The sequence below is a fragment of the Acidithrix ferrooxidans genome (assembly GCF_000949295.1).
GTDB lineage: Bacteria > Actinomycetota > Acidimicrobiia > Acidimicrobiales > Acidimicrobiaceae > Acidithrix > Acidithrix ferrooxidans.
In genome coordinates this window covers 1-19,843 of record NZ_JXYS01000036.1, presented here as the reverse complement: position 1 = coordinate 19,843, position 19,843 = coordinate 1, and the positions used below count along the sequence as shown (strand labels likewise).

The following is a 19,843-nucleotide window of genomic DNA, read 5'->3' as shown; positions in this document are numbered from 1 at the left end:
CCTACCAAAGTTAGGGGGAGTACTTCGATGAGCACACCAGACAGAGAGCGAAAGTCAATGTTTCAGTAATTTACACCCACGTACGCAGAATTAGCGAACTGATGTGTGTTTGGTTAGTAGTCATTCCACTCAACATTCCACCCAACAAATGTGTCCGAGAGCGTCCCATTCAGTCTCATTGTGTTTCAAAAACCATATGAATGCAAAGCCGGGAGCTGCAATTATGGGACGAGCTGCGACAATTTGACTACTAGTTAGGACACATTCAAGCCATCTCATAATCCCTTTGTCGTGGGTTCGAATCCCACCGGGCCCACCATTTCTGGTTCTTCGGATATTAGCCTGTTGGACGTTTTTGTCAAGTGATCGGCAGTAGGTTCAAGTATCCGGATTCAAGTAGTCCAAAGATTGTGGAAAAATCACAGCTTCTTTGATTTGGTCGAAATGATGATGAAGGCGGCGACAAAATGAAGGTTTGTGAACAAATCAAATAGCGCCGCCATTGAGATGCCAGAATCTTCGGCTACCTGCATTATAAGCGAGTTGCTACTCTAGAAAAGTCTGACTGCGTCTTTTTTGAATTCGCCGTCAAATTGTCGACGAGTCTTCTCTTTCCTAGTCTTCTGTTATTCCTTTCCCCCCCATACCTGTATTCTCCTTGTATAAAGGGAGAACTGTGTCACGTATCGTGAGAAGGTTCACCTCGCATCATTTGAGAATTGTCATACAACGTTTCGATCGTTCGTTGATTTTCTCTAAAAGCCGCGAAGGTAACGTACTGGCTAGGTCAGCAACCTCTGACCTTCGCGAAACTTCTTCGAAGGAATTGGTGATACGGTCGCCGATCTCTTGCGCCCTTGAGACAATCAAGTCATTGCCGAGATCTAATTCTTTTGCGACGGAAGGCCATGGATTTCGATCTATCCAAACACCATACGACCCTCCGAGCTTCATTGCAAAGCGGAGTTTTTTCTCATGGTCGTCGTATGGAAGTGCGGAAGCCACATCATAGAGTGGTGCAAACCTAACTTCTTGTCCCAGGATTAAGATCGAGTAGTTCTTAGCATGTGCATCTGTTCCTCCAATGAACCAATTCCATATCAGAGCGTCGACGAAGTTCAATATCGCAACTTCAGCTGCGGTTGGTGCGAGTGCTCTGCGAAGGAGTTTTACAATATCTAGGGGAGAGGGACCACCTTCGTTTTGGTACTTTTTTGCTGGAATAATTCCAAGAGCTTGACATAGATCTTCCTGGTGAATCCTCTTGACAATTCCATCTTCGACATAGCGGTCGTAACGATCTGATACTACGCTAGCAACTCCGCTAATGCATTCCAAAGAAGTCTTGGCGGTTCGTAGCCCCAAAAGACGGGCTGCGTTCAGACAAAGATATTCATTTATTTCATGATCGTGGTAGTCAGAAATTCCAGGCTTGAGGATGTGCGTTGTAGCCATGGAACCTACCGGTAAGGCCCATCCATTTTCCGTTCTAACTAGAGCGGTCTTTGCCTGTGCGCCCGCAAGACTAAACCTTCCAGTGTATGACTCACCGAGCCACGTAGCTGAATCTTTTAAAAGGTCGCGAAGTCGTTTCCCTACCTCCTCGTCGCTTAGTGGTAATAGTTCCGAAGGTGCGTTTACGATACTTTTTACGCGATCTGGAGACACAAAGCGAACGGCCCCAGGACAATCTTCGCCTATTGGCGTTTTGAGAAGTTCAAATGGTGACGATGATGAAACTTGAAATTTCCGAGCCCAACGATCAAGCACAATTTGATTCTCTGGAAGAAGCCCCCAAAGCCACGGCGATATGACCGAATGAGGGTGAGTCTTTATAGATGTCGGCATTGCGACCGAAAGCGGGGTAGAGTTCGATTGATTTCGATAGTCTTCCTCGTATTCAAATCGAATGGTACTGTTGCTGGAACGAATAATCGTTCCAGCAATTTGATTGTTCAAAATTACTGACAATGCATCACTCATCTAGCACCGTATCTTTGTAGTAATTCATCGAGTGATGTACTTGTCGAAGATGTACTTGTCGACGTTGCACTGTCCTTTGCAACGGCGTTAGTGTTGACCGAGACGGAAAGGGAAAGGTCTAGGGCTTCAATAACTCGAAGTAACTGGATGGTTTGGGCTGAAATCTTTCCGCCTTCGAATTGCACGATCCATTCACGTGAGACTTGTGCCTTTTGTGCAAGTGCATTCTGGCTGAGTCCGAGTTCAAGACGTCGTCCTTTGACGATAGCCGCTAGATCATTCATGGAAAGAATCTTCTTCAAAGGTGCCTCCTAAGGAAATAAATGCTGTCTTAAGTGGATGATCGTACACACTATAGCAAAGTGGATGATCGTACACACTATAGCAAAGTGGATGATCGTACACACTATAGCAAAGTGGATGATCGTACACGCGACTTTTATCGCACAATCGTCCAATGAAGGAAGTAAGAAGCGGTTGCGACACTGATTGCTATATGTCTGGCGACGTTTGACCTTGCCACAATCTTTGGACCACTTCGCTGAAATCTTTGGGGCTGATAAAGCAAGCCTGTCCACGTAACAATTCACCCAACAAATGTGTCCGAGAGCGTAACATTCAGTTTCACGGAGTCTCAATGGTCTTTAGATTGTAAAGCTAGTAACTGCAATTATGCGACACTATGACTCCCAGCTCGGACACTTCCGATCCATCTCATAATTCCTTGGTCCCGGGTTCGAGTCCCGGTGGGCCTACGGCAAGTTGCTATTCAGTACTGAGTTATCAGTGGATAGTCAGTAATACGGGCGTTGAAAACGCAACATCGGCGTGTTCCTAGGCATCACTCGTAGCAAGCATCCCATGGAAGTTTCAAAAAACCTCGCAAAACCGATCCAAGGTTCGATTAACCATCGGATGTCTTGCGGTACCAATCACAAAATTCTCACCAAAGGCCCGGTAGTGCGAAGGATTAACTTGGGAGGACGAGCCGATACTCTTCTCGTTCTAAAGCGCAACACTTGAAGATACAGCGCACGCTTGTTGGCAATCATGGGGTTTTGCCAATACTGCGTCGAACAATCCAGAGGCGGCTCGCTTCGGAGTTCGATTGGCTGGAGGTTATATAGAATTTCGCTTTACCGTGGACGATTGTGCCTACAACACCCTGGGGTTTTTGTAGACACTCTTTACAAAAACGCTGGGGTTTTTGTAGACACTCTTTACAAAAACGCTGGGGTTTAAGCTATAGTTTTTTTATGGTTGTAAATGAGGGACAGGTTGCTGAGGCGGTACGTCGAGATAGTCCCTGGTGGCGAAGTCCTCATTGGGCAGCGACTGACCGAGATATGCTCGAGGCCGCCGGATCTCAGATTGACTACTATCCCTTGTCTTTGGCGAACATACGGTCCGGAGGCCTCTATATGCTCTACGGTCCCCGACGAGTTGGCAAAACTGTGCTAGTAAAGCGATCTATTCAGGCGCTTCTTGCCCAGGGGGTAAATCCGCTGCAGATCATACGTGTGACCGTGGATGGGTGGCAGGCCAATCGGCTCGGGACGCTGTACGAATATGTGGTGAGAGTTTTAACGAGTTCTGTGGGTGATGGGCCGAGGTACTGGTTTATCGATGAGGTCACGGCCTGCCGCGGGCAGTGGTGGTCGGTGGTGAAGAACCTCAGAGATAACACCCATTTCGGTGATGATTGTGTCGTACTCACCGGTTCAACGAACCAAGATCTCGACGAGGCAATTAAAGCTTTTGCAGGTCGCAGAGGTCCCGTAGACGACCCCGACAGGTGCCTACTGCCAATGAATTTTGGGGAGTTCTGTCATAGCTTGTCAATTGACTTGCCATCCGTTGCGGGACTTCGTGCAGATGAGTTGATGTCTGCTCGGGCTCGTGAAACTTGGATGGCGCTCGCTCCGTATACCGATGACTTGGTAGCCGCTTGGCAGACATACCTTGAGGTTGGTGGGTACCCCAAGGCTGTCGGTGAATGGCGTCGGACTAATCAGGTGGCGGTGCCAACGTGGCAGGCCTTGTGGGATGTAGTGAGAGGTGACGCAATCACCAGTGGAATGAACGAGGTCATCCTAGGTGCGGTGATCAATGGTATCGGGGTCCGATTGTCGAGTCCCACTGCCATAAGTGGCTTCGCCGAAGAGGTCGGGGTGGCTCGAGAGACTCTAATGAAGCGTATCGATGCTCTCGCGAGTGCATTTCTCGTCTGGAGAAACCCGAGAGCTGATAACAGCGGTAACGCGGATCTTCGCAAGCAGGGAAAGCTCTATTTTCTTGATCCGCTCGTAGCCAAACTGCCACAGCTCGTCAACGGTCGAAGCCAAGTCGACGTCACCCGCTTGAACGAGCAACAGCTTGGCGTCGCCCTTCTGCAGTGGAATGAGAGAGTGCGCCCTGGCTCGGTTCGTTCCGGGGACTGGATCACTCATTATCGAAACGCTAGCAGTGAGGTTGATTTTGTAGGTAAGTGTGCGGATTTGGGGACACGTATGACACCGATCGAGGGCAAATACGTCTCAGATTCGTGGAGACAGGAGGCCCTCGGCTTGCGCAATTCGGCTATTGGTACCGGAATCCTAGCGACTAGGGATATTCTCGACGCAACAGAGGGAGAAGCTGTTTGGGCGGTACCCTCATCTTTTCTGGCGTTTGCGCTTTCCTTCTCCGGGAAATAACCGAATTGTCCACTCAACAATCCACCCAAAAATGTGTCAGAGAACATCCCATTCAGTTCCACTGGGTTTCAATGTCCTTACTTCCCACGAGACTTTACCTCTTTTGAATGCAATTGAAAGCTCTGCATTCTCCTTCGGAATAGGGAGCGTCGCGTCGCGTATCGTGAGAAGGTTCACATCGTCTTTCAAGACGTAAATCTAATAATCACGTAGGGGTTACTTGCCAGTTATGGAGTCTTGGTGAACCACATGAGTGTTAGGAGAGCGCTATTACTCCTACGTTATAGATTTAACGTGCCCTAGGTTCCAAAGGTCAAGCGCAGATTCCCCAGAAATAACTTCTAATCCGTTAGACCCCGAAACGGCTTTTTGGTATTCACCCCGTTCTGGGATGGGAACGGCTGCTAGTCGGTAAAGCCCCCAACCTCGATGTTCGAGACGACCGACGACGGTAAGTTGACGAAGTAAGTACAGCAAATCGGCGAGTATTTTCTAAAATCAAAACATGGTGCGAATCGCTAGAAATGCCAAGAGTCGGGTATTAGAGGCCCTTGGCGATACCAGAGTTGTTGTTATACAGGGCGCCAGGAAGGTGGGGAGACGATACTCATTAGAGAGATTGTCGATTCTAAGGACGGACGGTTAGTTTCATTTGACGATCCAGTTGCGGCGAACGGCGCCCGTGAGGATCCAGTCGGGTTCCTCAACTCCGACCCAGGTCGTCTTTTGGCTATTGATGAAGTACAACGTGTCCCTGAATTAGTTTTAGCGCTAAAGTTCGTAGTCGATGGCGATAATCGTCTGGGTAGGTTTCTTTTGACTGGATCGGCCAATCTCCTCAAATTACCCACTATTGAAGATAGTCTTGCTGGTTGGGCTGAGATTATCGAGTTGTTCGGCCTAAGTCAGGGTGAGCTCATAGGGCATAGGGAGAAGTTCATCGATCGGGCTTTGTCCGGTGAAAGATTCATAAACCATACAAGTGATCTGAGCCGAAGTGACTATCTCGAACTAGCTGTTGCGGGGGACATCCCGAGGTCTTGAATCGTGCTCCGGGAAGGCGTCGTGACCTTTGGTTTTATAACTATGCTAATGCCATACTTCGCAGGGAGGCTGAGGATATCTCGAACCTTCAACGTATCACGGAGCTGCCAGTGATCCCGAGAATGTTGACTGCAAGAAGTAGCGGAGAGTTGAACGTTGCCGACTTGGCTCGCGACACTACCATTCCTCAACGTACCCTGACTCCTTATCTAGAGTTGCTACAGACCTTATATCTGACGCAGAACATACCGGCGTGGACAACCAACCTTTCAAAGCGCGTTGTATCTCGTCCAAAGGTTTCACTTCTCGATGCAGGCTTGGCTGCGCGACTTATGAATGTTTCATCTAAGGGTGCCTCTTTAGATGCCAATCCGAATCTAGCCGGCGGCTTGCTTGAGACCTGAATTACCGCATAAGAGCACTGCTCTATAGCGGAAAGCCCAACTGGCGGGTACTTGATTCAATCGTGGTGAAATAACTAAGCCATCAATAACCGCCTTCATTTACCAAAGACAACAAACAACAAGATGGTCATCGTGTCAGTGATGCCCGTTGTCTTGGCGTATCTGGGTTGACTAAATAGTTTCATATGGTCTTATCCATGGCGCAACTATAGACACCTATCAGACAAAGAAGATCACTTGGGGCTGATAAAGAGTCTTACCGCATATGAAATCGAGTACTCCACCCCGGTAGAAACGCAAGAGCCGCAAAAATTTACGCAATGTGGTCGAAACATGGTCTGAGCATGACTTTCGGGAGCTACACGAAATAACTCGGCATTAAAAACAGCCGCTGAAGAGCTAATACATCTGGAGCGGGCGACGAGAATCGAACTCGCGTTCTCAGCTTGGGAAGCTGATGTTCTACCGCTGAACTACACCCGCGTATAGCCCTAATCTAGCCGTTTGAAAGAAGTTTTGAAGCCAGTTTTACAAGATTGGCTTGTATCGACGGTGTAATGGCACTATATGGGTATCAGCGGGTATCAGGGGTATCTTACAAATCAAAGTCGGTGCGATTTCAAGTTCAATAGCTATCAAAGAAACGACCACTACCGCGCAATCATCTATTGCCTTTTCCACCGGGTAGAGTCCCCTGCTGTCGCAAATGAAATACCAACAAGCATGCCGTCCCTGATTCGAGCGCGACAATTCGAGCTACACAACTGAAAGGAACTGCATTGTGATCTTCCATTGGAACGTACCTTGTCATCAAAAGTACGCTCAACCCAGCTAACATCCCCTGTCAAAAAACTACCCAGCTAAAGCAACTAAGTGAAAATTTACCCAAGGTACAACTCCAAAAAGCAACGAATCAACTTTGATGTTGCCTGCCAAGTTCGCTATCGGTCCAATGGCGAGTAATCCAGTGGCCTCATTTGGCCATGATTATCCCTATTTGACCGTAACTGATAGGCAAACTTCCAAATTGACGGTGACCAATCTCTCTATAGATAAACCAAGGTTCACTACTTGTGATCCAGCGCTCCCAAGTTCATATTGAGCTTCATGAGACCTTGTCGGCCCAGGTGAATCAGGCCCAGGTGAATCAGGCCCAGGTGAATCAGGCCCAGGTGAATCAGGCCCAGGTGAATCAGGCCCAGGTGAATCAGGCCCAGGTGAATCAGGCCCAGGTGAATCAGGCCCAGGTGAATCAAATCGAGAGCGGGGCATCTATCTTCGTAGATGGCGGTCTAATGACGGTCATAGAAACAGAGATAGCGTAAAATCATTGGGGGTCACGCTCAATGGCTATTTTTGAATTAACTATCCCAACCCTCTTTTGCGCAGATAGCCATGACGGCCTAAAGAACTCTAGGAGCACTGGTGATGGGGGCGTTTTTCAAAGGAGATTGACAGTGTCTGGGACATATTGACAAAGCACACACTAACCATATCCCCACAAATGACCTAGTCCATGTGCTGGCATTGCAAGACAAGCTCCAAGAATCACCGGAACCCGTGCCTTACACAATTAAGTTGCTCGAGATAAAGACACAGGGATGAGCCTCAATCAAAGGACGCTGTCTGCTTGCGAAAGAACCTCAACCAGCTATCGATCCGACACCTTGGGATGAGCAGGGATAACTCGAAATAATAGAGTGAAGGCCCAAAAGCAAAAACATTCTCGCCAAATAGGCACAATGGGAATTTGAAGATCTTGGTGGTTTCCAATTCAATAAAAACTTTTTCTGTCCACGAGCTCCACAATCTCTATCGCGCTGCCAAAAATCAAAAGGTGCCACATCCTTGGAGTTATGAGATCAGCTATACCGAGTTACTAGCCCCCATAACGGATCGCCACGTCGACTTAGGTCGATCTAATTTCATTCACGACGACTGCGACCCTGCCACCTAAATGGTATTGCATAAGCCGTGTCGGCTCCCACAAAATCTGTCGCCGACATCATCAATGGTTCAAAATTGCACCCAATGGTCGCTTGAAAGTCTTAATCTTGCTCACTCCTACCTTCCATCAGTTCCCTGCAGCCTGCGTTTTCCAAATTAATCTCCAAATTAGAGGTGACATAAATTCACTTGAAATAACACAACCAACCTCGCTCCAACCCACAGCTCCAACCGGGTAAATTTTCTGATCAATACCCAAATAATTCCACAGCTTGAAGGCTCCAACCTCTTTCCCTACCAAAAACACCAAGCGATCCCTTGTCGATGAGTTCGAAGACAATTAGTTTCCAATCCTATTGTCAAAAAAATAAAAGCTGCTAAAACTCAGACTCAGCAGAGTCCTGGCTAGGAGGTTTGGCCAAGGTGAGCATTCGCATTAATAGCAAGACAACCGAGCAAAAGAGCAAGATTCAGCAAGGATACTTAACTAACTTTGGGATCTGGTCGATAAAAAAATAGTTGAAGCTCGACCGGCTCCATCGTAGAAATGGATTAAATAGCGTGCCATGTAGAGAATGCGGTACCTTCTGCGTGCCAGAACAACAAGAATTTGATCGAGTCTTACTCTCGGTCCCATCGATGGAGTTACTAATACTCTTAGAAGAGTCAATGCGCCGTGGCGGCTTTGATTTTGAAGTTAACGGCCTCTCACTAAAACACAGTGGTGCAGATTCAGTTACAGCGCTACAGTTTCTCGCATGTCAGGCGAACCTCTCAGACTTTCAGCAACGCGAGATTCAACTCCTCACCCTTCGTTCTGGTGAAGAAGTCACCTTTGATGTCATGCGAGGTGTCCAGAGTCTCGATAAATACCGACGCTCTATGGGACATCCAGAAGTGCGCAAATGTCTCGAGAACAAAAGAATTGAGACTCACTTTCAGCCCGTGGTGGAGATAGCAAGTCAACAATTACATGGCTTTGAGGCACTATCTCGAGGACGAAACGAGACAGGAGAAATCATCTCACCCACGGTGCTCTTTGAATACGCGCGAGCCAACGATGCCGTGTTTTTCCTGGATCGCCTTGCTCGAGAAACCGCCATTCGCACAGCCGCAGAACTGGAACTTCCAGGTCGCATCTTCATCAACTTTCTTCCCAATGCAATCTATGATCCGCGTCAGTGTCTGCGCACCACCCTAGAGATAGCTGATGAGGCAAACTTTGACCCCAGTCGAATCGTCTTTGAGGTAACCGAGACCGAACGCATCGAAGACATGGACCACCTTGGTCGTATCTTCGACTACTACCGTCACAACGGCTTCAAAGTGGCACTAGATGACGTAGGTAGTGGATATGCAGGTCTCAATACATTAATTGACCTCTCGCCCGACATCATCAAGGTCGATCGCGAAATTATCATTGATATTGACCGCAATCCACTGAAACAGTCGATCTTCCGCGGCTTAGCAACTGCTGCCAGAGAGCAGGGGATCGAGGTCGTAGCCGAAGGTATTGAGACAAAGGAAGAGTTCGCTTTCGTTGCCAAAAACGGTGCCACTCTCGCACAAGGCTTTCTCTTTGCCAAACCTATGCGCAATCCCCCGACCAATCTCACGTGGCCCAACCCCTCATAGTTCACAAACCATAACAGCTAATTCGATCTAAAGGTAAAGCTTGGTAGTCAGCAAATAAAATACTTTAATCCCCCTGAACTCTAGGACTCGGTCTCTTTCAAAGTTTTCCCCTTCGCAAAAAAAACAAGTGGCGCACCGTTCGGATGGATAAGTGAAACGGTTGGCCCCCTAAAGAAGATGGCCCCGCAAGGAAATAGCTATTCAACTCTAAAATTACGACCTACGAATTAGCCTCTGGCGGACGCAGTCCCTAAGCAATCCTCTTGCGTATCAAATACGAAGGTGGTCTCTTTATTAATATGCAACTATTAATATGCTCGATTTCTGCTACTACAAACTTTTGGCCGATTCACATCAGTGGCCAATAAATCAACTGAAAATCAACTAGGCGTATTGGCATCGGGTGAAAAAGTCAACCATTCACAACGGCATTAGTCGCTCAGTTTGTCAACGGCCATTACAAAATGCATGAATATGGCCATTTGGTATGAATGAATATAGCAACGAAAATTGCATACAGGATGACCGCCTAGCGTGACGGCCCACTCTCGGGTCCCCTGGACCCGAGAGTGGGCACGCAAAGGCGGTCTGGCTATCACTTTTTGAGAAAAAAGAAGAATGAAGGCCCTTATCTTGGGGCATTATGGATTTATACCACTCCTAATGCCAAGAAAGGGCCCAAAGTGAAGGATAGCAAAGAATCCATGGAAATTATTGAGGCTTACGATCTTTTTGGATCGTATAACGGAGCAGCGCAGTTCGTTGGCTGTTCTCCTAATACCCCTAAAGAAGTATGTTCAAGCACGAAATGCCGGGCAACTGATACGACAGGGTCAATATGAGAGGCGTCCTAAGGCCACCGATAAGTACGCTGGCATAATTGAGGAAGCCGTTGACAAGTCTAAGGCTAAGGTCCGGGCTAAGGCGATCCATGTCAGGCTGGTGGCGCTAGGTTATAGCTCTCAATGGCCATCAACACTTGCATTACCCAAAAGTCTACGATGTCCAGCCAAAGTCGATTAGCTATCTCCATGGGAAGCACAATTTCTCGAGCCACAATCTCACCAGGAAACAATCTCACCAGGAAACAATGTCTCCTTAAAACCTTGGGCTTTGTAAGTGAGTTTTGATGCTTTAGGCCGTTTGGTATTGCCCTGTATTTCGAAAAGAGCATTGAGATGGGCTAAAGTCGATATGAATCTCATCCACCATTTGCCTTCTTTATCTCTCTTGACGCTCTAGAATGAGATCTACCTAGGGATCTACCCAAGGATCTGGTTATCTAGCTCATTAAAGCACCTGATAAAATTTCATGTCAGATATCCTCAGCCTCATTTGCTCATAAGGCACTTTTTCGTGGTATCCAGATATCAGGTTTTTCAATCACTAGCTTGTCCAGGTAACATTACATCGATACCCTAAGTGAGAACACCCCATTTCTTTTGCGATATCCCAAACTTATTGTTTCCTTGCCAAAGCTGGCGTATCGAATCTAAAGGGCCAGTTCGCCGAGGATATTCATGAACGCTATTGAACAGGTTGGTCGAGAAGAGAAAGCGACACCATCCACAGCCTCCGTGCGGTTGATGGGTCAATCGCCCACTCCTTTACGGCGTTACCATTAGCAAACAAATCGCTGTCATTAGGGACTGTCGGTGCTTCGTTGCAGTCACTAAGGTAATGGCCTCCAGTTTGAGAAAATTCATGGCTCACAGCTGCAACAAGGGTGGTAGCTGCCCCTTGCTCGGCAGTCTTGTAGACAAAGACACCCGCTGCTTGCGCTTCTGCCAAATAATCCCTTTGCTTCTGCGTGAAATCCCTTTGCAACCCGCTAGCAACACCACCAGGATTGACGGCATTAGCTACAATGCCATCTGCTTTCCACTGGCGTGTAGCTTCGACCACAAAGAGCGAGTCCGCCGTTTTAGACTGAGCGTAGGCAACTTGCGGATCATAGTCGCGACGTTCAAACTGGATATCGTCAAATACAACCGGTGAACGCATGTGACCACCAGAGCTCAGCGAGACAATACGTGCGTCACCCTGAGCACGAGCGCCCTTGGCTAGGGCATCATGCAAGCCGCAGCTTAAGGCGAAGTGACCAAGATAATTGGTAGCAAATTGCAGCTCCCAGCCCTCTGGCGTTCGGAGCAGCGTACTTGGGATGATACCGGCATTGTTGATAAGCAGATGCAATGGGCCATTCCAGCGATCGAGAAAACTAGCTATCGAGGCACTGTCGGCCAGGTCCAGCGAAACTACCCTTACGCAGTCGTTACCAGTCGATCTCACTATGTTGTCAGCTACGGCTGAACCCGCGCTGATGTTGCGTACTGCTAACGTTACTTCGGCGCCAGCACCAACAAGTGCGCGAGCGGTCTCGACTCCGATACCAGAAGAAGCACCGGTGACGATGGTAGGAAGGTTGCTGAGATCGAGACCCTCTACCACGTCCCAAGCAGTACTAGTTCCATCGAATTTAGTCGTAATAAGTGAATCGTGCATTGACAATATGGGGGCTCCAATGCGTATTTGCCTCGCATTCTACTCTCGCATTCGGCTAAATTTCACCCAATCGTTGCGCCCACCCCTTGGACCCTAGCTCTTGCTGAACGCTGGAGGTGCTATATCTTTTTGTAGCACCCCAGATGACCACGGTCCAGCGGCGCTCGAGAAAGCGACGACCAAAGGCAATCCAGAGGTTTTCTTTGGAAGTCATGAAATCCATCACTTGGGAGTTGGGGTCGCAGTTGGCTAGCCATAAAAACTTCTCTTTAGTGACAGAGGTACCATATTTTTGGTCGATCCACATTCGCCTTGGCCAAGAGGTTCGACCAAGAAGACCAATCAAGAACATCAACCGGCCATTTCGTCAAGTATCTGCTAACAGGCAACTGACGTGAAAAACTACTCAAGCGATGACTTGAAAATGATCCAAAGAAGCCTCAATTGGAGATCTAGAAAGACTCTGGGTTATAAGATTCCAGATGAGAAAATAATCGCAGTTGTTGTGCTATCTAGTTGAATCCACCCAAGGAGTCCTTGCAAGTTCGCATGATGCGAGAAGGAGTAATGACATGACGGACACTGCCCTCAAATTCATCGCTAGTTTTCAGGCGGCGCTTGGCTCCCCGGTGCCGTTTTCTCCTGTGACGTTGTTGGATGGAGGTTCATTGCCCTCGGTATTTGCCGTGAGCGACTTAGCACAAGCTTCGATCGCCGTGGCTGGCTCGTCGTTGGCTTCGTTCGTGGCCCTGAATGATGGAAACACACCGCCAGGCGTGGTTGTCGATAGAAACTTGGCCTCGGCCTGGTTTGCTGGTTCGATCCGACCACAGGGCTGGAATCTCCTACCGGCATGGGACGCAGTGGGCGGAGAGTACGAGTGTTGTGATGGTTGGATCAGACTTCACACCAACGCTATTCGTCATCGCACCGCGGCACTCACCGTTCTAGAGGTTCCAGAAGACCGCGATGCTGTCGCTGCCGCCGTCGGTACTTGGTCGGCTCAAGAGTTGGAGAGCGCTGTAATAGGTGCGGGCGGTGCAGCGGCTGTCATGCGACCAATTATGGATTGGCAGGAACATCCCCAGGGTCGAGCGGTTGCCAGCGAACCACTGATGTGGACACGGCGCACATCAACGGCTAGCCAGCGCAATAGGTTGTTTGAAAACAGAGAACGTCCCCTGGATGGACTGCGCGTGCTCGACCTCACTCGAGTTCTTGCTGGGCCAGTCGCCACCCGATTGCTCGCGGGATGGGGCGCCGAGGTGCTGAGGATTGACCCACCCGACTGGGATGAGCCCGCGATTGTTCCCGAGGTCACCTTAGGTAAGCGCTGCGCTCGTCTCAATTTATCCACGCCAGATGGAAGGACTCACTTTCTCGAGCTACTCGCTTCGGCTGATGTCGTCGTTCACGGGTACCGTGCGGACGCCCTAGACCGCCTTGGACTCGGAGATGAAGTACGTGAGAATGTTTGTCCCGGGCTTATCGACGTTAGCCTCGATGCGTACGGGTGGACCGGCCCTTGGCAGCAACGTCGAGGATTCGACAGTCTCGTTCAGATGAGTTCGGGAATCGCCGATGCGGGTCGCCTTATGACTGATGGCAGTCGACCGGCACCCCTACCAGTGCAGGCACTCGATCACGCTACGGGCTATCTGTTAGCCGCCGCGGCGATTACTGGTCTCTCGCAGCGCCAGATTGATGGCGCCGGTAGCCGATGGCGGACTTCCCTTGCGCGTGTGGCCGATTTGCTAATCAAATCGGGGCCATTGCAGGTCCCTTCTGATCCAAGTGACTCACCAATTCCACCTGATCCTATTGGTCCAATTGAGCGAACTGCTTGGGGCGACGCACTACGACTGCCGCCTCCAGTTGTTGTGCAAGGAGCCCCACTTCAGTGGGCACTTCCTGCTCGTCGCCTTGGCTCCGATCCTCCACAATGGCTTAGCGGCGATAATGAGTGAGCACCAAGACGGATAGTGCATAACTGGAACTTCGGATTTATTCGGATTTAATTGTGGAAAGTTAGCTTCTAAATCAGAATAAGCCTCTGGCTTTGGGTCATAGGGATAACCGTGGACTCTTCCAATAGCACCTTGGGTGACGATCAATTACCAACTATAGATCTCTAAAACACCCACCAGAACATCTATCCCATCTAACGAACCTGAGAGCACCTAAGAATTGACATGTCATCACCCTTAGTCTGAATCAGATTGATTGATGCTACTCGAATATAAGATCCTGCTTGATCCGTGACCCGTCTTGAACCAAGTCCCCGTGTGCTGACCATAAACTGCGATAATAATACCACAATGGCCCCTTCGTCCTAATACAGGATTTAGGTCCCACTGAGGACCTAAATCACCAAGATTGCCTAACTCTGTGGAAAATTGCTAGGAAAAAAATCTTGGAATGGCAGAACGCAAAGCGTTCTACCATTCCAATGTCCTTCGACCACTGGGATCTCTAGTTGATATCAAGATAGCTAGTAGCTGGACAAGTTCATCTTGATAGGGCTACGATTTTCTATCTGCCAAAGAAAAAAAGGGGGGGACATTAATGAAATGTCTATGTCGCAGTTGCTAAAGGCTCCCAATTGACCTTGCTGGCGCCAAGGAGCGTTCGAATGGACGAAGTTATGGAATCTAGTCAACGACCTAAGTCGAAACGTTTTATCGCCGTCACCAAGTTTGACATAGCTTCAGGGGGTCCATTTGTGAAATGACAAGAGTGTCAAGTTAAGATCTCATCATTCTGGGAAGTAAGAGTTGCCCAAAGCAAGAAAAGAAGTTACAGTCATGAAGATTGATAGACTTACTCCCAGTCCTTTTAGCCAAATTGCCCTAGCCATAGGCGATAATACGCGTCGGCGTATGAATAGCAACTAACACACTTAGCAGCACGAACAGAGTTCACATAAAACGAAAGAATGCATTTCATGAGCAATCAAATGAACCTCAGGAAAATAGCCACATTGCCAGCTCACCTCGGAAGTCACCTAAGCTGTCCTAGGACTGCTAATAGTCAAGGCGCAGGGTCATTGTCATGAAGGTAGCAGTCATTGGCCTTTGGCATTTAGGTTGCGTATACTCCGCATCGCTTGCAAGTCTCGGCCATCAAGTTCTAGCCATAGATGAAGATCTTGCAAGGGTCAACGACCTAACTCGAAACGTTTTACCCCTAGAAGAAACTGGTCTAGCGGACCTAATGCTCACAGGAGTCGCCAGCGGAAATCTCACCTTTAGTTCCGACTTCGACCTTATCAAAACCGCTGATGTAGCATGGATTACCATTGATACTCCAGTTCGAGATGACGACTCAGCTGACGTCAACGCAGTATTTGAAATCATCGACCGAGTTCTCCTACACCTTCGAAATGAAGCATTACTCGTCATATCCTCGCAACTTCCGCTCGGCAGTACTAGCCGCATTGAGAAGCGATTTGCAGAGCTCCGACCAGATTGTCGTGTTGATTTCGCTTACTCGCCAGAAAATCTTCGCCTAGGAACTGCTATCTCTTCCTTTATGGAGGCAGACCGGATCGTCATCGGCACATCATCGCAGCAGGCCGAAAGCACACTTTCAAAGCTCCTAGCTCCATTAGATATACCGATAGTCTCAATGTCAGTTGAATCGGCTGAGCTATCCAAACATGCTCTCAACAGTTTTCTGGCAATGTCCGTGGCCTTCGCAAATGAAATTGCCCGTGTCGCCGAACATCACGGAGCTAACGCATGGGATGTTGCCGCTGCCCTGAAATCGGACAGGAGAATAGGACCACGTGCCTATGTTACTCCAGGTGGTCCAATAGCCGGCGGTACGCTCGCCAGAGACATACGTTACCTCGAGACTCTTGCTCATGAGGACCAAGTCCGGATCCCAGTCATTGAAGCGGTGCTCGAGAGTCATAACGAACAGAAACTCTGGCCAATCAGAGCCTTAGTGCAGACCAAGGGTCCCAAAGATGGTCCAATACTCGTGCTGGGCCTCGCATACAAGTCTGGTAGCAGTACCTTACGACGAAGCTTCGGTTTAGAGGTAGCGCTACAGGCCAAAGAGTTAGGATACGACGTTCGGATTCTAGATAATTCAGCCGAAGCATTGCCTTCGGGCTTTGAAGGGCTAACCCGATTCGCCGACGTCAATACGGCTCTTGTCGACACGTCTGCAGTCATCATTTGCGCAAATGAGAGCACGGTAACTACTCTTCCCGGACTTCTTCAAGGAATCAAAGAACCGCCTTGTCTCATTGATGTGATTGGAGCCTTCAACTCTTCGAGTCAATTACTGACAGAGATTACGGTTTTATGTCCTGGCAAAGCAAGACGGGACAACTAGTCAAAACAACCAGATCTCATCTAGGCCCGAGCAAGTCTCGAACTCGAAGGACCGAATTTGTTTATTCACTCGGAAAGCTTGGTTTAGCCTATCGAAAACAAGGTCGGACCAAGCTCATAGGCTTGCAGTTTGATCTAAAATCATGCATCCAAAAACCAACGAGCGCTCAGTTGATTCATACTTTCCTAGAATTACCAAAGCTTATTTAGAGCACATATTCTCGTTCAGCTACCAGCAGCCGAACGAGAATGAGTCACCAACAAAGCTAGCAACACAAAAATCCAAACAATTACCTACTAATTGACGCATGCCTTCGATGGAATTAAAACTCCCATAACAATCACATGGACCAGCTAGATGTCAAATCAATAGAGAAACGCGCAAAAATCAAGCCTATCTCGCTGGCCATTAACACGAACAAACTTCCACGGAGGAAAGGAGTACGATTTGAGAAGTTGAAATGTGAAACTACCGAAGACATCGCCAATAATAGATACCTTTCTAGAGCAGCGACAAAAGGTTGTCTATCTGAATCTTGCTGACAACGCTGAAAAGTTGACAGTTCGGGTGCCCTATGAGTTCTGTGAATGAATTTGTCTCCGTCACCTAACCCAAACCGCGTCTGCGAAGCTACCATTGAAAAAACCTAATAACTATCTAATCTATTAATCCAACCCCGAACCAATAATCAGGCTACATTACAAATGGGTCACGCAAGAAAAGCCCCTAACGGTAACTTTAGGTCTAATAAGGCTTTGGAGGTTCAATCTCCTAGTACTTCAGTGGCTCCAGCAGGTGTTGGTACAAAACCGTTTCCGACGGCACCAGGAGATCAACTTCTGCCGCTACGTACATCTCCAAGCAACGAACTGCCACTATTACCCTTCGTCTAGCAGCCCCTTACAACGAATAACCGATGGAACGCCTAAGGTATAAGGTTCATAGACAAATTAAGCAAACATAACCCACGCTAAATAAGAAGAGGTGAATGTGCGGCTATTCAAACAAATCGGAACCCGTTGGGCGGTTCTATCGCTCGGCCTTTTACTTGGAGCATGTGGCTCAAGCGGCCAAACTGCACCGACCACAACAATTCCACCAACCACTACCTCGACAACAATTCCACCAACCACTACCTCGACAACAATTCCACCAACCACTACCACTACCGCACCGAAAGATGTAAGAGTCGCGGGCGGACGATGCGTACCAAGTCAGCTCACCATCACCGAGGGTCGCCCCTCTGTCGCGGCAGGATCGATCGGTATATCTTTCTCGATGACTAATTCAGCATCAACCGAATGTTACATGCAGGGATATCCCGGTCTAGAGATGCTCAATAGCACTGGCGGATCCATCCCCACTTATGTACATCGGGGAAATTCAGTCTCTGTAATTTCAGAACCTGTAACTAAAGTCACTCTCCAAAGCGGCCAAACCGCCTATTTTCTCCTTGGTTACTCCGACGGCACCGGATATGGTAGCGCAAGCTGCCCCACATCCGCTTCGATTGAGGTCACACCACCAAATGACTACGGATTCAACGTCGTTAAAGCTATTATCAATCCCTATGGCGGTAGGACCATCGCGAATCTTCAATGTGGAGACGTCACGGTCTCACCGGTAATCGCATCGCTTCCCCCAGGATACTAACTATCTCAACAGTTCCTCTGGAACCATTACGAACAGTTAGATGTACGCCACTGAAAGAATTACTTTGGCACATTGCATAAACGATTATTTTTAGGTACCTTAAATCCAAGGAATCTATCCCTGGTTCCAACACCAGGGATAGATTCCTTTATAAAAACTCATTTACCGAGACTCAACCGTTGAACCTCAGATAATACGACACACCCTGATCCACATCAAACATATGCTGTTTAACCCACTCGAGCACTCGTGGCGTCTCTTTTGGATATATAGCCCATCCTCAATCAACTTAATTACAACTCCCCTTGAAAGAGTGCCGGGTCGAGACAACCACAGTTCTCAATGGCCATTGACACTCAGGCAAATTGATCAATTGCAAACCAGACAACAACCCTTTACCAATCACCCGGTGGCAATTGGCAGACTGTTCGCCCATAGCCTCTAGCCAACACTCACCTAAGGTAACTATCTATCAACCCGCGGAGCCTCCTAAGACTAAAGCTCACCAACATATGCCTTTATCTGACAAACCTTCAGTAGCATCCCGCAAAAACACCACTACCAAAAAAACCAGAACACCTAAGCAAGATCCAAGGCACAATTTCCGCCAAAAAATACTAACGTCAAAGACTCAAAAGCTCCGTGAGCGAAACATTAGTTGGCCTCAAGTGACTTCTCGAGGATCTGGGCTACATCTAGGACTTCTACACCTTCTTTGGCTCCACCATCAGCGATCTTGGCCTTTACTGCGTCATCTAGCATGATCATGCAGTAGGGGCATGCTGTAGATACCATATCTGGATCCATCTCTAGGGCTTGATCCATGCGTTCTACATTTACTCTCTTGCCGATCTTTTCTTCTAGCCACATGCGAGCTCCACCGGCACCACAGCAAAAGCCCTTTTCTTTGTGCTTGTGCATCTCAACAGAAGACAGTCCTGGAAGCGATCCAAGGACACTTCTTGGTTCTTCGTAGATGTTGTTGTGGCGACCTAGGTAACATGGGTCGTGATAGGTTACTTTGGCATCTTGGGTAATGGTTGGAACTAGTGCTTTGGCATCTACTAGCTCTTTGAGTAGTTGGGTGTGATGGATGACTTCGTAGTTGCCACCTAGGCCACGATATTCATTGGCTAAGGAATTAAAGCAGTGAGGGCAAGAGGCTATGATCTTTTTGGCTTTGGCTGAATTTAGGGTCTCTATGTTGGTCATTGCTTGGCTTTGATAGAGGTATTCGTTGCCTAGTCTTCGAGCTGGATCACCGGTGCAGCTCTCTTTCTTTGCAAGTATTGCAAAGGTGACTCCAGATCTATGAAGTAGGCGAGCAATCGATTGGGTGACCTTTCTAGCTCTTTCATCTAGTGCTCCAGCACAGCCAACCCAAAAGAGGTATTCGATATCCTCAGGGATCTCATTGGTGATTATTGGGACTTCAAAGTCAAGCTCTGATACCCAATCTCCTCGATGAGAAGAGCCAAGGCCCCATGGGTCTCCTTGGTTTTCTATGTTACGGAGCATGCCTTGGGCTTCACTTGGGAAGTCGCTCTCCATTAGAACTTGGTAACGACGCATATCTACAATTGCATCGATGTGTTCTATATCTACAGGACAAGCTTCAACACAAGCTCCACA

The 19,843-nt window shown here is 48.3% G+C and carries 15 protein-coding genes and 1 tRNA gene; 10 read left to right on the top strand and 6 right to left on the bottom strand.

The features are described 5' to 3' along the window. Nucleotides 1-708: 708 nt before the first annotated feature. Both AXFE_RS07710 and AXFE_RS07705 read right to left on the bottom strand, forming a co-directional pair. A complete protein-coding gene (locus tag AXFE_RS07710; protein WP_052605316.1) occupies nucleotides 709-1,983 on the bottom strand; it encodes a type II toxin-antitoxin system HipA family toxin in 1,275 nt (424 codons plus the stop codon). Continuing rightward, nucleotides 1,980-2,285, bottom strand: coding sequence for a helix-turn-helix domain-containing protein (locus AXFE_RS07705; RefSeq protein WP_052605315.1), 306 nt, complete (start codon nucleotides 2,283-2,285; stop codon nucleotides 1,980-1,982). Before AXFE_RS07705 ends, AXFE_RS07710 begins: the two co-directional genes overlap by 4 nt. 954 nt (nucleotides 2,286-3,239) lie before the next feature. Between AXFE_RS07705 and AXFE_RS07700 the strand changes: the two genes are divergently transcribed. From AXFE_RS07700 to AXFE_RS07690, 3 genes are all read left to right on the top strand, one after another. Continuing rightward, nucleotides 3,240-4,679, top strand: a complete 1,440-nt coding sequence (locus AXFE_RS07700; protein ID WP_052605314.1) for an ATP-binding protein — start codon at nucleotides 3,240-3,242, stop codon at nucleotides 4,677-4,679. Between the two features lie 540 nt (nucleotides 4,680-5,219). Beyond that, complete coding sequence (locus AXFE_RS18395) at nucleotides 5,220-5,723, top strand: AAA family ATPase (protein ID WP_082058434.1); 504 nt, start codon at nucleotides 5,220-5,222, stop codon at nucleotides 5,721-5,723. Then, the gene (locus AXFE_RS07690) at nucleotides 5,720-6,127 is read left to right on the top strand and encodes a DUF4143 domain-containing protein (protein ID WP_052605313.1); all 408 of its coding nucleotides are present in this window, start codon (nucleotides 5,720-5,722) and stop codon (nucleotides 6,125-6,127) included. The genes AXFE_RS18395 and AXFE_RS07690 overlap by 4 nt, the downstream gene beginning before the upstream one ends. Before the next feature lie 409 nt (nucleotides 6,128-6,536). Here AXFE_RS07690 and AXFE_RS07685 read toward each other — a convergent pair. Further along, nucleotides 6,537-6,610 (bottom strand) — tRNA-Gly (locus tag AXFE_RS07685). A gap of 590 nt (nucleotides 6,611-7,200) precedes the next feature. Here AXFE_RS07685 and AXFE_RS07680 point away from each other — a divergent pair. The 3 genes from AXFE_RS07680 (at nucleotide 7,201) to AXFE_RS19155 (ending at nucleotide 10,732) form a co-directional block, all read left to right on the top strand. Continuing rightward, nucleotides 7,201-7,452, top strand: a complete 252-nt coding sequence (locus AXFE_RS07680; RefSeq protein ID WP_052605312.1) for a hypothetical protein — start codon at nucleotides 7,201-7,203, stop codon at nucleotides 7,450-7,452. A gap of 1,183 nt (nucleotides 7,453-8,635) precedes the next feature. Further along, complete coding sequence (locus AXFE_RS07665; protein ID WP_152625937.1) at nucleotides 8,636-9,709, top strand: EAL domain-containing protein; 1,074 nt, start codon at nucleotides 8,636-8,638, stop codon at nucleotides 9,707-9,709. Nucleotides 9,710-10,441: 732 nt separating this feature from the next. Next, nucleotides 10,442-10,732, top strand: a complete 291-nt coding sequence (locus AXFE_RS19155) for a hypothetical protein (protein ID WP_152625936.1) — start codon at nucleotides 10,442-10,444, stop codon at nucleotides 10,730-10,732. A gap of 504 nt (nucleotides 10,733-11,236) precedes the next feature. On the opposite strand, the gene AXFE_RS07655 is transcribed toward AXFE_RS19155, so the two are convergent. After that, on the bottom strand, nucleotides 11,237-12,214 hold the full coding sequence (locus tag AXFE_RS07655) for an SDR family NAD(P)-dependent oxidoreductase (RefSeq protein WP_052605307.1): 978 nt from the start codon (nucleotides 12,212-12,214) through the stop codon (nucleotides 11,237-11,239). Nucleotides 12,215-12,269: 55 nt separating this feature from the next. After that, on the bottom strand, nucleotides 12,270-12,566 hold the full coding sequence (locus AXFE_RS07650; RefSeq protein WP_052605306.1) for a hypothetical protein: 297 nt from the start codon (nucleotides 12,564-12,566) through the stop codon (nucleotides 12,270-12,272). Between the two features lie 220 nt (nucleotides 12,567-12,786). Between AXFE_RS07650 and AXFE_RS07645 the strand changes: the two genes are divergently transcribed. From AXFE_RS07645 to AXFE_RS07635, 4 genes are all read left to right on the top strand, one after another. Further along, nucleotides 12,787-14,181 carry a CoA transferase gene (locus AXFE_RS07645; protein WP_052605305.1) on the top strand — a complete coding sequence of 465 codons (1,395 nt, stop codon included), beginning with the start codon at nucleotides 12,787-12,789 and terminating at the stop codon, nucleotides 14,179-14,181. Nucleotides 14,182-15,265: 1,084 nt separating this feature from the next. Continuing rightward, entirely contained in the window at nucleotides 15,266-16,558 is a 1,293-nt protein-coding gene (locus AXFE_RS07640; RefSeq protein ID WP_052605304.1) for a nucleotide sugar dehydrogenase, read from the top strand. 462 nt (nucleotides 16,559-17,020) lie between these two features. Further along, nucleotides 17,021-17,149 carry a hypothetical protein gene (locus tag AXFE_RS21035; RefSeq protein ID WP_268749149.1) on the top strand — a complete coding sequence of 43 codons (129 nt, stop codon included), beginning with the start codon at nucleotides 17,021-17,023 and terminating at the stop codon, nucleotides 17,147-17,149. Between the two features lie 399 nt (nucleotides 17,150-17,548). Next, nucleotides 17,549-18,211 (top strand): DUF4232 domain-containing protein, encoded by a 663-nt coding sequence (locus AXFE_RS07635; RefSeq protein WP_052605303.1) that lies wholly within the window; start codon nucleotides 17,549-17,551, stop codon nucleotides 18,209-18,211. 654 nt (nucleotides 18,212-18,865) lie between these two features. Here the strand turns inward: AXFE_RS07635 and AXFE_RS07630 are convergent. Then, a partial coding sequence (locus AXFE_RS07630; RefSeq protein ID WP_160291772.1) for a (Fe-S)-binding protein occupies nucleotides 18,866-19,843 on the bottom strand: 978 nt, incomplete at its 5' end.